This window comes from Streptomyces sp. NPDC005863, from assembly GCF_042871345.1.
GTDB lineage: Bacteria > Actinomycetota > Actinomycetes > Streptomycetales > Streptomycetaceae > Streptomyces.
Map to the genome: position 1 here is coordinate 981,168 of NZ_JBIAII010000002.1, position 12,250 is coordinate 993,417.

A 12,250-nucleotide genomic window follows, 5' to 3' on the forward strand; every position below is an offset into this window, starting at 1 on the left:
AGGCGCCCAACGAGACAAGCCCGCCCCCGAGGCAGACCTCAGGTGAGATGCACCCGGCCAAGGCGAACCTCGGCCGACATAGACCCCGGCAGAGACACGCCCGGCCCTAGGCAGACCGCAGCCGAGGTGACCCGGCCGAGGCGGACGCCGACCCGAGACAGACCCCGACCGAGGCAGACCCCCGTCCGGGACAAACCCCGGCCAAGGCAGACCCCGGCCGGGGAGACGCCCCGGCCGAGGCGAACGCCCCGGCCGGGGAAAACCCTCAGGCCAGCCTCGGGCCGGAGACCCTCAGGCCAGGAAGTCCCGGGCGATGCCCTCCGCCACCGTCTCCAGGATCGGGCCCGCCTCGGCGATGCACCGCGCTACGTCCGGCTCGACGTCGGTCAGCGCGTACGCGCGGCGGATGCCCGCCCTGCCGAGGACCTCCGGGGCGAGCGCGAGGCGGCCGCAGACCGCGACGACCTCGACCCCGGCGGCCCGCGCGGCGGCGGCCACCCCGGCGGGAGCCTTGCCGTGCAGGGTCTGCTCGTCGAGCGAACCCTCACCGGTGATGACGAGCGTGGCCCGCTCCAGCGCGGGCGCGAAGCCGAGCACGTCGAGCATGACGTCGATGCCGGGCCGGAAACCCGCGCCGAGGCCGACGAGCGCGCCATACCCGATGCCGCCCGCGGCACCCGCGCCCGGCGACTGCGCGTACTCGGCGGCCTTGGGGCCGATGGCCTTCTCCAGGACCGTGGCGAAGTGGGCGAGCGCGGCGTCCAGCGCGGCGACGTCCTCCGGGGTGGCGCCCTTCTGCGGCCCGTACACGGCCGGCGCGCCCTTCGGCCCGGTCAGCGGGTTGTCGACGTCGCTGGCGAGCACGATCTCGACGTCCTTCAGACGCGGGTCGAGGCCCGACAGATCGGCGGTGGCCAGCTCCTTGAGCGGGCCGCCGCCGGGCGCCACGGGGTCGCCGTCCGCGTCCAGGAAGCGCGCGCCGAGCGCGGCGAGCATGCCCGCGCCGCCGTCGGTCGTGGCGCTGCCGCCGACGCCGAAGACGATGGTGCGGGCGCCCGCGTCGAGCGCCGCGCGCAGCAGCTCCCCGGAGCCGTACGTGGTGGAGGTGAGCGGCGCGAAGACGCCCTCCGGGAGCAGCTGGAGGCCCGAGGCCTCGGCCATCTCCACGACGGCGGTGCCGTCCTTCAGCGCGTACGCCGCCGTCACCTGGTCGCCGAGTGGCCCGGTGACCCGCACCTCGCGGCGCTCGAAGCCGCCCGCGACGGCCGCCGCGACCGTGCCGTCGCCGCCGTCGGCGACCGGCAGCGCCTCGACCGTCGCATCGGGCGCGACACGGCGCAGGCCCGCCGTCACCCGCTCGGCGACCTGCACGGCCGTGAGCGAGCCCTTGAACTTGTCCGCGGCGATGAGCACGCGCTGCGCCGGTCCGCGCCCCGCCCGCTCGTCCTGAGCGGGCGCCGGCGCGTGCGCCTGCGTCCGTCGCCCGTGTCCCGCCGTCCCTGCAGCGTCCGCCACCTTGGTTTCCCCTTGCTTTCGGGCCTTGCTCGCGTCAAGGCAGTCGCGCCGCTGCGACCATAACCGCAGACGGGGCCCGCTGCCCATGGCCACCCACGCCGCGAGACGGCGTGCCCCGGCGAAAAATCCCCTCATACCGCTTCATAGTGGTGCGCCATGAGCACGGAAATGATCGATCAGCCCCTCCCCGGCGACGGCCCGCCGGATCCCCCGCCGACCGGCCGGGGCCCGGCGGAAGGTTCGCCTCCGGACGGCACCCCCGACCACGTCGTCGTCGGCATCGGCGTGGCGGCCGTCCTCGCGGTGGTCGCCTGGGCCGCGCTCGGCAAGAAGTCCTTCGAGCACGCGTCGGACACCGCGCTCGGCTGGGTGCTCTCCAACTTCGCCTGGCTCTTCGTGATCGCCGCGGACGTCTTCCTGGTCCTGTGCGTGGTCCTCGCGCTGAGCCGCTTCGGCGCGATCCGGCTCGGCACGGACGACGCGCGGCCGGAGTTCACCAACCTCGCGTGGATCGCGATGATGTTCAGCGCGGGCATGGGCATCGGCCTGATGTTCTACGGCGTCGGGGAGCCGCTCACCCACTATCTGAACCCGCCGCCCTCCTCGGGCGCCGCGCCCCGCACCGGCGGAGCGGCCCGCACCGCCCTGGAGTACTCCTTCTTCCACTGGACGCTGACCCCGTGGGCGATCTACGGCATCGCGGGCCTCGCGCTCGCCTACGCGGGCTTCCGCAAGGGCCGCGGCAACCGTCTCAGCTCGGTCTTCGTGCCGCTCATCGGCGCCCGGCGGGCGGCGGGGTGGCCCGGCCGGCTGATCGACCTGCTCGCGGTCTTCGCGACCGTCTTCGGCACGGCCACCAGCCTCGGCGTGGGCGCCCTCCAGGTCGCCACGGGGCTCAACCTCACCACGGGCGTCGAGGACTCGACCACCCTCCAGCTGATCATCATCGTCTCGCTCGGCGCCGCCTTCGTGGTGTCGGCCTTCTCGGGCGTGCACAAGGGCGTGAGTGGCTCAGCACCCTCAACATCGTGCTTGCGGCCTGTCTGATGCTGTTCGTCTTCGTCCTCGGCCCGACCGTGTACGTCCTCGACGCGATCCCGGCGAGCGTCGGCGGTTATCTGCACCAGCTGCTGCCGATGGCCTCGCGGACGGGGGCATTCACCGACAGCGGCTGGCTCGGCGCCTGGACGATCTTCTACTGGGCGTGGTGGCTGTCCTGGGCGCCGTTCGTCGGCACGTTCATCGCGCGCATCTCGCACGGCCGGACGATCCGCGAGTTCCTGATCGGCGTGCTGCTGGTGCCGAGCGGCGCCACCATCGTGTGGTTCTGCGTGATGGGCGGCACCGGCATCCGGCTCGACGCGACCGGCCGGGTGGACATGGCGGCGCGGGTGGAGGAGGGCGCGGAGTCCTCGCTCTTCGCGATGCTGGACGCGCTGCCGCTCGGCACCTTCACGTCGTGGGTGGCGATGATCCTCGTCATGACGTACTTCGTCACCAGCGCGGACTCCGCCTCCCTGGTGATGGGTTCGCTCAGCAGCCGTGGTTCGCTGCACCCGCCGACCTGGCTGGTCGTCACCTGGGGCGTCCTGATGGCCGCGGTGGCGGCGGTGCTCCTGGTCGCGGGCGGCCTCGACTCCCTGCAAAGCGCGACGATCCTGGTGGCGCTGCCGTTCGCGGTGGTGATGCTGGCGCTGTGCTGGGCGCTCCTGAAGGAACTGCGCGAGGACCCCGGCGCGGGCCCCGCACGCGGCCACGCCCTGCACGGCCTGCGGGACGCGGTACGGACGATGGTCGGCGACGCGATCACCGAGCAGGCTCCGGACCGGCATCGCCGGTTGCGCCGCATCGTGAAGTCCCGGAACAGGGAGGGGGATTGAGGGAGGCGGGGTGATGGAGGTCGGGGCGATGGGAAGGCGGGGTGCTGCGGTGCGAGGGCCACGCTCTTGGCGACCAGGCCCACGTTCACGGAGCACCGCTCTCCTGAAGCGGGTGTCGCAGGTTCGAATCCTGCCGGGGGCACTGATTGCATAGCAGGTCAGCGCATGCGCGAGGCCCCTCGTTCGTTCGAACGAGGGGCCTCGCTGCTGCCCGGAGTCCACATAGAGTCCACATCCCCCAGTGATCATGAAAACCGCTCCGCTCCCAGTACGGGGGCGGAGCGGTTCGCTCTGTCTCAGAGGGATCGGCGCCTCGGCTCGGACGGACACGCTAGGCCCGGCAGCCGCCTCGACAGCCCGCACACGAGGCGAGGGCATCCTACCGTTCCGGTCATGTGCTGGGGACGATCGGCAGGCGCCAACTGGGGCCCTCGGCGGCGTTTTCAAGCCAGATTCGTTGGCGGCCCGGCTCGACGCTCACCCCGAACTCGGTTGCGGTCGGCGCACCCGCTGCGTGCCACAGCGCGAGCGACTGCTCGACCTCGCCCCACAGCGACACCGGGCCACCCTCGCGCACCGACCAGCCGTCGCCGTCCGTGGCACCTCCGCAGCGGTGCGGGATTCGTGGGGGGGGTGTGCGGGTGGGTGGTCGGGCCGCCCGGCGGGAGCCGCGGGGGAGGACTCACCGCCGAGCGACCCTGTCTTAGTGGTGCGCCGCGGTCTGTATGTGCCGAGCCGAGGCGGCGACGCTCGTAGCCGCGAAGTACAGCCGTCCGGACCTCGTCGACGTGATGAGGTACTCGTCGACCTCGGGGCCGACCGCGGCGGGCGACAGTGGGTCGAGGCCGACGGCGAGCAGCACGTGCCCGATCTCGGTGATCATCCGTCCCCAGTGCCCGGCTCGGGTGGTGAGGGCGTGCGGGGTGCCGTCGAGGCGGACCAGGACGACGCCGTCATGCACGGCGATCCGCTCGCCCACGTCGGGCAACGTCCGGTCGGCCGGGGCTGCGCCGAGGGCGTGCACAACACTGCGCATGCGGGACTCGATCACGGCCGCGGTGTCGTCGTCGCGTCTCGGCGTCGGGTGCGTGATCAGCATGGGAGCGAACCCTCTGCCGTCGCTGGTGTGGTCGACCCACGGCCGGACCGACAGGGACGCGATTACGCCCGGTGTCGGCACGGCCGGGGCGAGTTGGTCGGTCGTCACTTCGCCGCCCCCTCATGACTGTTGGGCGGGCCGACCTTGAACTCGGCCCAGACGGTATGCCCGGGGCCCTCGTGCCGGTTCACGCCCCAGTCGTCCGCGAGGGTCGCAACGAGGTAGAGCCCGCGGCCCGAGTCGACGTCGGCGGCCGGTTCCTTCACGTACGGGGCCTGTCCGTCGCTGCCGCCGCCGTCGCGCACCTCGACCCGCAGCCGCTCGTCGCGGCCCACCACCCGGACGAGGAATCCGCGGCCGACACGGCTACCGTGCCGGATCGCGTTCGTCGCGAGCTCGGAGACGCACACCTTCACGTCGTCGAGCCGGTCGTCGGGCTCCCAACCGGTGAGCGCCGCCGCGACGAACGAACGGGCTTCCCCGACGGATACCGGTTGGCGGCTGAACAGTTTCGGGCGTGGTTGCTGCACGGGCGGCCCACCTTCGAGTGTCAGGTTCGTCGGCATGTTCACCGCCGGGGAAGGCCCAGGAGGTAGGCCAGCCGTTCGGCCGTGCCTTCCTCGTCGCCGGTCTCGCCGAGCTCGTATCCCCAATCCGTGACATAGCGCCCGTCGCGGTGGTCTACCGCCTCGACGACGCCCCGGTTAAGCGGGTTCGACACACTTACTGTCGTTTCATCCGTATTTGTTACGGACAGACCATGCGCCGTAAGTTGCTCCGCCAGAATGGCTGCGGTGTTCGCGTCCATGCCTCGATCCCACCGCAGCAGCATGCGGCGCGGGATATGACAACCTATGACACGGAGTTGATCATGCCTCTGACCTTGACGATTACTGGCACGCGGTCAACCGAACACCACGAACTCACCTATTACGCCGACCTCTTCGCCCGATACTTGGGCGCCTTCGCCGACGACGAATCGCACTTCTACATCGGGGGCGCGAAGGGAATCGACAGTCTCACCCTGTTGTGGCTCGCCGAGAACTCGAAGTCGAAGATCACGATCGTCGTGCCCGGGACGGTGGCACAGCAGCCGGCCGAGGCACGGGAGGCGATCGACCGGTGCCGCGAACGGATCGTCGAGATCGCCGAGTTGGGCGCCGAAGAACTGCGCACCCCGGCGTACCACGCCCGAAACCGGTGGATGGTCGATCACTCCGACCTGGTGATCGGGTTCCCCAGGGAAGGGACCGAAGGCACGTCCGGAACCTGGCAGACGATCAACTACGGTGCACAGCAGGGTAAACCTCGCCTGATCGTGCCCGTATGACCCACTCGGCGGGCATCATGAGGACATGAGCACGCACGACAGTGCCGTCGGCGCCGCCACACTCAAGAGACTTCGGCAGCGCCGCGGTTGGTCCCTGCGAGACACCGCGCAAGCCCTGATCGATACCGCTACGCAGCTCGGGCAGCCGCTCGATTCGAGCCTCGCCAGTGTGCAGCGATCGGTCGCACGGTGGGAGAGCGCTATGGCGCCCACCCTGCCGAGCGAGCGATATCAACTGTTGCTCGCGCGCCGGTACGCGCAGGATGCCGCCGGGCAGACGTCGCTCGGTCCCGGCTCGGACTTCGCCGAGCTGCTCGACGCGCTCGCTCACCTCGGGGAGAACGAGCAGCGCCTCGACGAGCTGCGCACGCTGCTCGTGCGGACAGCCACGGATGCCGGCGGCGGGCTGCTCGCACTGCTCGGGCCGACGACCGAGGTCGCTCTGTCGGCCGCCCTTGCTGATCCGTCCCGCGCCGACGAGGAACTGCTCAGCGCGATGCGCGTCGCAATTAACGACGTCAACCTGCGAGTGGGCAGCATCCCGTTCGTACGCCTACAGCTCTTGCTCGCCCCGGTCGTCGAGTCGTGCCGACGTCTACTCGACGAGACCGCAGCAGTCCCCGACGTCTTCGTTCCTGATCTTCAAACGGTTGCCGCACAGGCGTACACACTCGCCGGGCGGTTCGCATTCGAGACCCGGGACGACCAGGCATCGCAATCTCTCTACGCTGCGGCCACGACGGCGGCCGGCGCGATCGGGGCGCCGTGGCGACGGGCCATGGTGCACATGAGTCACGCGCTCGTGACGCTGTACTCGACCCCGGGGCTCGATCCCGCGAAGGCACTCGTCGACGCCGCGGTACGTGACGCACGAGCGGGTGAGAGCGTGACCGTTCGCGCCCGTGCCCATGCCTTGCAGGCTGAAATCGCGGCTCGGGCCGGGGCGGGCAAGCTGCGAAAGCTGCCCTCGCGCTCGCCTGGTACGACATGGAGAGCAGCCGCGACGGCGACCCGGCGACAGCGTCGACGAGCTTCTCGCCCGCTCACCTGCGGGGCTTCGAGGGGGTGACGTCGCTCTACGTCGGCGACGCGTCCGAGGCACACGACTACTTCGCCCGATCGGCAGCCTCGCTTGTCGCCCCGCGAGAACGAGTGCAGCGGGCGATCGTGTCGACCGACCAGGCGCTCGCGCGCATCCGCCTTGACGACCCGCGGTCGGCCGCGGACCTGTTGCACGGTTGCGTCGACGCAGCCACCTCGACGGGCGGGCGAGTAGCCGTGATCCGCCTACGTCGGGCTCGCCGTGACCTACGTCAGTGGCGACAAGAAGACTTCGTGGCCGACCTCGACGACCACATGATCGACTCGCTCGGCGCCTAATCGCCGATACGAAAGATCCCCACTTCCCGGACAATTGATCGAAGGGGTCAGATTCACGATGCCCAGACCGCGCAATCAGTCCACTGCGAACCGCATGGAACCCCTCGGTCAAGTAGCCCGGGAACTCTGGCTTCTGAGTGGCAACGAGTGCTCCTTCGCTGGGTCCACGACGAGTTGCTTGGCGCCGGTGATGAGACCGACGTTCAGGTTGGTGTCGGTCCACTTCTGGTCGCACGCCTCGCCCCGTCGCAGTCCACGGAGCGATCAGGTGGAACAGGGCGTGCAGGGGTTCCCCTTAACGAGGCCGCCGGGTGTTCTCCTGAACCCTGGATGAGCATCTGCGGTTCGATCTCGAATTTGGCGAAGCGGGCCAGGGGGTCCCTCGGCCGGGAGACCAGGCTCACTTCGTGCAGTTGTGCCCCGGAGAGGATCGGCCGCGGATAAGCCATAACGGTCTCCCCGTCGGTGTGAGAGCAGCTCTGGTAGCCGCAGGCGTTGCACGTTCCCTCACCAACGCGCCGCACAGTGACGGGGTGTCGGGTGTCAAGCAGGTGCTCGCACGCATCGATGTCCTGTCCGCACAGGGAGCAGCACCGAGTAGAGGTGAACCCAGCAGACATGCCCCACCTGTAATGCATGAGTGAGAAGGGGAGACATCCCAGCAGGTGTCGTCCGAGTACTCGATGTCGCACCCGAACAGTCCACCTACCAGGGCTGCAACGTGATGGGCGTGGTTGTGGGCGAGTTGGCGGAGGCCGGTGTCTTCGAGGAAATTGTAAGCGTCGACCGCGCGTGCAAGTGCGTTGCGTGCCTCTGTCTCCAAGTCATGCCAGGGACCGGCATGACGCAGTGCGCCGGGCGGCAGGAGAAGGCGGTTCGCCATCAGCGTGTCAGCGGGCCCGTGGCCATGCGCCAATCTCTTGCCCGCAGTGCCAGGCGTGGGGTCGCAGGCACAAGGGGCTCTGTCGGAGCTGCTACGTCTGGGGCGCTCGCGCTCGCCCGGTCGGAGACTGTGTGCGTTGCGGCGGGGTCCCCCGCCGTTGCGGGAGGGTTGGTGCCACGGCTGTTCGCGCCACATGGTCCTCCGCCCATGTGCCGTGCCTTCGCTCACCGACGAGGCTTCGATTTGATCGCTGGTGAGGTTCACCTCCCGCCATGTGAGAGCCGGCATCCGGTCGGGTATGCGGCATCAGCTGCATGCCCCGATGACGGCGGTCCGAGATGGCGGCAGGCGGCTGACCCGAGTGCCGGCAGTGATCTCGCGGAGCCGGACGATCTCTTCGTGCTGGGCGGCGAGGCCGGCCAAGGCCTGACCGCGGAAGTCGGTGAGTTCTTCAATCGTCTCCTCTGCCTGGGCCAGCCATTCCCGGAGCTCAGTTCTCTATGCCTTGAGACGGGTGATCTGGGCCTCGCGAGGGTCAGGGATCTCACCGACGTCTCGAAGCGCCTGGAGGCGTCGTTCGAACTCGGCGCGGAGGTACGCGTATGGGCGGGTGCCGTAGAACGCCGTGCGGTCGGCGGCCGCCTCGTTGGCGAGCGTCTTGACTCGCACATTCCGCCGGATGGCATCTCGCCTCGGAGGAGCCGGTCCATGGTGGCCCGGATGCGGTTCTGTCCTGCTCGGTGGAGTGGGTCGGTGCTCAGGGGGCGGAGCTGGGCGAACATGCCAGGTTCGGGCTTGTTGGGTAGCGGGCCGGAGAGTCAGCCCGTGGGCATGCCGGTCCGGTCGCGTTCGAGCGCGGCGCGCAGCTTCGAGATGGCCCGCGCGACGGCTGGCGCCGAGGAATCGTCGAGCGTACCCCTGAGCAGCTCGACCGCTCCGTCGGCGAAGGTCCTCTCCGCCGCGTCGACGAGTCGGGAGCCGCCGTCGGTCAGGGACAGGAGGGAGGAGCGGCGATCGGACGGGTTCGGCTGTCGGACAGCCCAGCCCTGCCTTTCCAGCCGGTCGATGACCTTGCTGGTCGCCCCGATGCCGATGGCGAACTCGGTAGCGAGGTCCGCCACGCGAGCTTCCGGGTGGTCGCGCAGGTAGCGCAGGGCCTCGAACTGCGAGGTGACGATCCCGTGCCGGTCGCGGAGGAGACCGTTGAGAGCGTTGTACAGACGCGTCTCGCAACGGACCAAGTCGGCGAAGAAGCCCGGGAGGTCTACGGTCTCGTTGTCTCTTTTGGATGCCACGGCATGTATCCTACTTTATATGCCGAGGCATATAGTTCTGTGGAAGGCATTCGCGGTAGAGGGAGAAGCATGAGCAGGGAACAGCGTGCACAGGTCGACGCGATGCTGCGGCAGCCGCGACCTCAAGGCTCCCGGTCGGTCGCAGAGATCCGAGCCGGATTCGAAGCGCTGATGGCCCGAATGATCGTGCCTGACGGCATCCGCACCGCGCGCGCGAAGCTCGGCGACCGGCCCGCATTGCACGTCGAGCCGGCCAGCGACCTCTCACGCGCTGGGACGATCCTCTACTTCCACGGGGGAGGCTGGGTGTACGGCTCCCCGCAGAGCGTGCTGTCGCTGACGGGACACCTCGTCGTCAAGACCGGCTTCGAGGCGTACTCGGTGGACTATCGACTCGCCCCCGAGCACCCGTTCCCGGCTGCGACAGAGGACACTTTGGGCGCCTATCTTGCCCTCCTCGACAGCGGCCTGGACCCTTCGGCCGTCGTGTTCGCGGGGGACTCCGCCGGTGGCGGTCTCGCGGTGACGACCTGCCTGGCCGCCCGCGACGCGGGCCTGCCCCTGCCCGCCGCCCTGGTGGCGTTCTCCCCTGGCCTCGATGCCACCCGTACCGGCGAGAGCATGGTCACCAAGGAAGGGATCGACCCGGTCCTGACCCGCGAGTCCGTGGAACACACCGGGGCCATGTACCTCACTGGGCAGGACCCGCACCACCCGATGCTCAGCCCTGCCGTCCTTGCCGACCTGACCGGCTTCCCTCCGATGCTCATCCAGGTGGGCACCAACGAGATCCTGCTGGACGACTCCACGCGCCTGGCCGCGCGCGCGACGGCCGTCGGAGTGGACGTCATCCTGGACGTCACAGCCGACGTGCCGCACGTGTTCCAGTCGTTCGCCGGCGCCCTGGACGAGGCCGACGAGGCACTGGACCGCGCGGCCTTCTTCATCGGTCAGCGCATCCGCGCCCGGCCGATTGCCCGGTGAGGGCCTCGGCGATCAGGTGCAGCTGACGTTCCAGCGCCGGGCCGCCGGGACGTGCGTCCACCGTCCTCATCGGCACGGTCAGTCGTACTGCCGCTGTGGCCTGCTCGATCTGCGCTGTGACGACGCCAACCGGCTGCGTGGCATACTCGATCGCCATCGCTCGGCCACGGCGGCCGTCCGCCCCGGCACTGAGGTTCGGTAGGATCCGCAGTCTTTGTACCGGGGGAGGAACTATGGCCGAGGGTCGCGGCGCCGAAGGCGTGCACAACCCGCAATCGTCTGACGGTGTCACGGACGAGCAGGCCGCGGTCCAGGTGGTGTACCGGCCTCGGTCTGCCGACACACTGGTCGGCCTTCGGGTCCGCGGGCGGATCAAGCGGACCGGGTTGCTGCTGCGGGGTGTGTTTCTCACTCTGTGGGCAGGGCAGTGGTTGCTCCTCACTGTGGGTCGCGGGAGTTTCGATGTGGTCTCGACCGTCTTGTTTGTGTCCGTCGTTCTGATCGTGTGGGGGTACCCGCGCCTGCAGGCCGCCAGTGTGCAGCGGCTCGTCGGTTGGCAGGGCGAGTACCGCGCCACCGTGTCCCCGGCGGGGATCACCTGCGAGACCGACCACACCACGCTGATCCAGCGGTGGGCCGTCTTCCAGGGCTACCGGGAGACTGCCGGCCACTTCGTCCTGCTGAGTCGGGACCCCAACATCATGTACCTCGGTGTCCTGCCCAAGCGGGGCGTGAATGAGGCCGAGGGCCTCGACCGGCTGCGAGCCATCCTGGACCAGCACACCACTCGCGTGTGAGGAACGCGGCGGGCCCCCACGCCGGCGAAGGTGAACCCGGCCTCTTCCAGTCCGAACAGGGGATCCGCGCGGCCGGCGACCAGCACGGGGGCGAACTGCGGCAGGACGCGCTTCAGCACGGCGGCGTGATCGGTCCAGTCGGGTCCAGTCGATGGCCGCCCAGGTCCGGCGCAGGAGGTCCGGTTCCAACTCCACATCCGGTGTCTTGAGCAGGGCGAGTTCTTGCGCACTGCCCCAATGGCATTCGCAGTTGTTCTCATCGCTATGCGCGGTCGAGCCGGGCTGTGCAGTCCTCAGCTGCCCGGCGCCAAGATCAGCACCTTGAATAGGCGACGTGGTTGAGGACCCGTTGGCGGTCGAGTTCGGTCAACCGCTCTCCTGGTAGTTCACGAACCAGTGGGCGTCGACCTAGCGGGCCATCATGAACCGGTGGTGCGGGCCGATGACGATGCGACAGACGAACTGCGCGGCCTGACAGTCGAAGAGGACGTCGCCGTCGTCGAAGGTCCGGACGGCGCCGGGGCACTGACCAGGGTCATCGCCGCTGACCCGCCAGCAGCCGCCAAAGTCTTCGAATGACCATTGGCTGTCCGCCTCCGCACGGTGGAGGTGCCAGAGACCGGTACAACATGGATAGGTGCCGCGCCCCCCAACTGCCCGAGGAGGCCTGGCACCCCCAGCACGGCATCGTCGAAGTATGGAGGGAGAGGCCATGAGCGCCGCCGCCGCACCTACGGCTCCGACTGCGCCAGGGGTGTGGTCCTGGTGGGGGATTCCGTACACCACCGCCGAGCGGTACCGGCGCCCCGTGGTCGCGGACTTCGATCCGAACCTCCCTTACGACCGCAAAAGCGTCGTCTCCGTCCAGCCCGACAGCGGCGACTGGCTCGAAGCAAGCGGCGGGATGGGCGAGGACTGCCCGCAGCGCGGAGCAGGCTGAGCGTGACACGCGTATTCGCAACATCGTGCTCGGTTTCGCCACCGGCGAGCACTCCCGCCTGTGCCCCGCAGTCACGGACGAGCCCGTCGCGGAAACCTCGGCAACTCTGCTTTCGAGGGCACCGTCCTCTACCAGTAGGTCCTCGAT

The 12,250-nt window shown here is 69.5% G+C and carries 14 protein-coding genes, 1 tRNA gene and 2 pseudogenes; 9 read left to right on the plus strand and 8 right to left on the minus strand.

Going from position 1 to position 12,250, the window contains the following annotated elements:
• Positions 1 to 291: 291 nt before the first annotated feature.
• Positions 292 to 1,413, minus strand: a complete 1,122-nt coding sequence (locus ACFYO9_RS10345) for a glycerate kinase (RefSeq protein ID WP_355816247.1) — start codon at positions 1,411 to 1,413, stop codon at positions 292 to 294.
• Between the two features lie 270 nt (positions 1,414 to 1,683).
• On the opposite strand from ACFYO9_RS10345, the pseudogene ACFYO9_RS10350 reads away from it, so the two are divergent.
• Together ACFYO9_RS10350 and ACFYO9_RS10355 are read left to right on the plus strand one after the other, a co-directional pair.
• Positions 1,684 to 3,395, plus strand: a pseudogene (locus tag ACFYO9_RS10350) (BCCT family transporter).
• Between the two features lie 57 nt (positions 3,396 to 3,452).
• A tRNA-Arg gene (locus ACFYO9_RS10355) sits at positions 3,453 to 3,537 on the plus strand.
• Positions 3,538 to 3,786: 249 nt separating this feature from the next.
• On the opposite strand, the gene ACFYO9_RS10360 is transcribed toward ACFYO9_RS10355, so the two are convergent.
• The 4 genes from ACFYO9_RS10360 to ACFYO9_RS10375 all read right to left on the minus strand — a co-directional run bounded on the left by ACFYO9_RS10360 (position 3,787) and on the right by ACFYO9_RS10375 (position 5,302).
• Positions 3,787 to 3,954: a hypothetical protein gene (locus ACFYO9_RS10360; protein WP_358776926.1), complete on the minus strand. Its 168-nt coding sequence runs from the start codon at positions 3,952 to 3,954 to the stop codon at positions 3,787 to 3,789.
• A 144-nt stretch (positions 3,955 to 4,098) separates the two neighbouring features.
• A complete protein-coding gene (locus ACFYO9_RS10365) occupies positions 4,099 to 4,602 on the minus strand; it encodes a hypothetical protein (protein ID WP_358776927.1) in 504 nt (167 codons plus the stop codon).
• Positions 4,599 to 5,024, minus strand: coding sequence for an ATP-binding protein (locus ACFYO9_RS10370; RefSeq protein ID WP_358776928.1), 426 nt, complete (start codon positions 5,022 to 5,024; stop codon positions 4,599 to 4,601). Before ACFYO9_RS10370 ends, ACFYO9_RS10365 begins: the two co-directional genes overlap by 4 nt.
• A 38-nt stretch (positions 5,025 to 5,062) precedes the next feature.
• The gene (locus tag ACFYO9_RS10375; protein WP_358776929.1) at positions 5,063 to 5,302 is read right to left on the minus strand and encodes a hypothetical protein; all 240 of its coding nucleotides are present in this window, start codon (positions 5,300 to 5,302) and stop codon (positions 5,063 to 5,065) included.
• A gap of 36 nt (positions 5,303 to 5,338) precedes the next feature.
• Between ACFYO9_RS10375 and ACFYO9_RS10380 the strand changes: the two genes are divergently transcribed.
• The 3 genes from ACFYO9_RS10380 to ACFYO9_RS10390 are packed head-to-tail and all read left to right on the plus strand — an operon-like array spanning position 5,339 to position 7,204.
• On the plus strand, positions 5,339 to 5,824 hold the full coding sequence (locus ACFYO9_RS10380; RefSeq protein WP_388666126.1) for a hypothetical protein: 486 nt from the start codon (positions 5,339 to 5,341) through the stop codon (positions 5,822 to 5,824).
• 25 nt (positions 5,825 to 5,849) lie between these two features.
• A complete protein-coding gene (locus tag ACFYO9_RS10385; RefSeq protein WP_358776931.1) occupies positions 5,850 to 6,893 on the plus strand; it encodes a hypothetical protein in 1,044 nt (347 codons plus the stop codon).
• Positions 6,890 to 7,204 (plus strand): hypothetical protein, encoded by a 315-nt coding sequence (locus ACFYO9_RS10390; protein WP_358776932.1) that lies wholly within the window; start codon positions 6,890 to 6,892, stop codon positions 7,202 to 7,204. Before ACFYO9_RS10385 ends, ACFYO9_RS10390 begins: the two co-directional genes overlap by 4 nt.
• A gap of 1,381 nt (positions 7,205 to 8,585) precedes the next feature.
• Here the strand turns inward: ACFYO9_RS10390 and ACFYO9_RS10395 are convergent.
• On the minus strand, positions 8,586 to 8,756 hold the full coding sequence (locus ACFYO9_RS10395; protein ID WP_388666128.1) for a hypothetical protein: 171 nt from the start codon (positions 8,754 to 8,756) through the stop codon (positions 8,586 to 8,588).
• Between the two features lie 149 nt (positions 8,757 to 8,905).
• Positions 8,906 to 9,382, minus strand: a complete 477-nt coding sequence (locus tag ACFYO9_RS10400) for a MarR family transcriptional regulator (protein WP_355816063.1) — start codon at positions 9,380 to 9,382, stop codon at positions 8,906 to 8,908.
• Between the two features lie 69 nt (positions 9,383 to 9,451).
• Here ACFYO9_RS10400 and ACFYO9_RS10405 point away from each other — a divergent pair, with 69 nt between their 5' ends.
• Both ACFYO9_RS10405 and ACFYO9_RS10410 read left to right on the plus strand, forming a co-directional pair.
• On the plus strand, positions 9,452 to 10,366 hold the full coding sequence (locus ACFYO9_RS10405; RefSeq protein ID WP_355816066.1) for an alpha/beta hydrolase: 915 nt from the start codon (positions 9,452 to 9,454) through the stop codon (positions 10,364 to 10,366).
• 485 nt (positions 10,367 to 10,851) lie between these two features.
• Positions 10,852 to 11,163, plus strand: coding sequence for a YcxB family protein (locus ACFYO9_RS10410; RefSeq protein WP_355816068.1), 312 nt, complete (start codon positions 10,852 to 10,854; stop codon positions 11,161 to 11,163).
• A 23-nt stretch (positions 11,164 to 11,186) separates the two neighbouring features.
• Here ACFYO9_RS10410 and ACFYO9_RS10415 read toward each other — a convergent pair.
• Positions 11,187 to 11,490 (minus strand): annotated as a pseudogene (locus ACFYO9_RS10415) (hypothetical protein); the annotation flags it as partial.
• A gap of 102 nt (positions 11,491 to 11,592) precedes the next feature.
• On the opposite strand from ACFYO9_RS10415, the gene ACFYO9_RS10420 reads away from it, so the two are divergent.
• Positions 11,593 to 11,742 (plus strand): hypothetical protein, encoded by a 150-nt coding sequence (locus ACFYO9_RS10420; protein WP_355816071.1) that lies wholly within the window; start codon positions 11,593 to 11,595, stop codon positions 11,740 to 11,742.
• Between the two features lie 118 nt (positions 11,743 to 11,860).
• Positions 11,861 to 12,103: a hypothetical protein gene (locus ACFYO9_RS10425; RefSeq protein WP_355816074.1), complete on the plus strand. Its 243-nt coding sequence runs from the start codon at positions 11,861 to 11,863 to the stop codon at positions 12,101 to 12,103.
• The last annotated feature ends 147 nt before the right edge of the window (positions 12,104 to 12,250 follow it).

What these genes read in the sequence shown, in the direction of transcription:
- ACFYO9_RS10405 (WP_355816066.1), top strand. Translation starts at nt 9,452, where the DNA reads ATGAGCAGGGAACAGCGTGCACAGGTCGACGCGATGCTGCGGCAGCCG.
- ACFYO9_RS10375 (WP_358776929.1), bottom strand. Translation starts at nt 5,302, where the DNA reads ATGGACGCGAACACCGCAGCCATTCTGGCGGAGCAACTTACGGCGCAT.
- ACFYO9_RS10380 (WP_388666126.1), top strand. Translation starts at nt 5,339, where the DNA reads ATGACAACCTATGACACGGAGTTGATCATGCCTCTGACCTTGACGATT.
- ACFYO9_RS10425 (WP_355816074.1), top strand. Translation starts at nt 11,861, where the DNA reads ATGGAGGGAGAGGCCATGAGCGCCGCCGCCGCACCTACGGCTCCGACT.
- ACFYO9_RS10385 (WP_358776931.1), top strand. Translation starts at nt 5,850, where the DNA reads ATGAGCACGCACGACAGTGCCGTCGGCGCCGCCACACTCAAGAGACTT.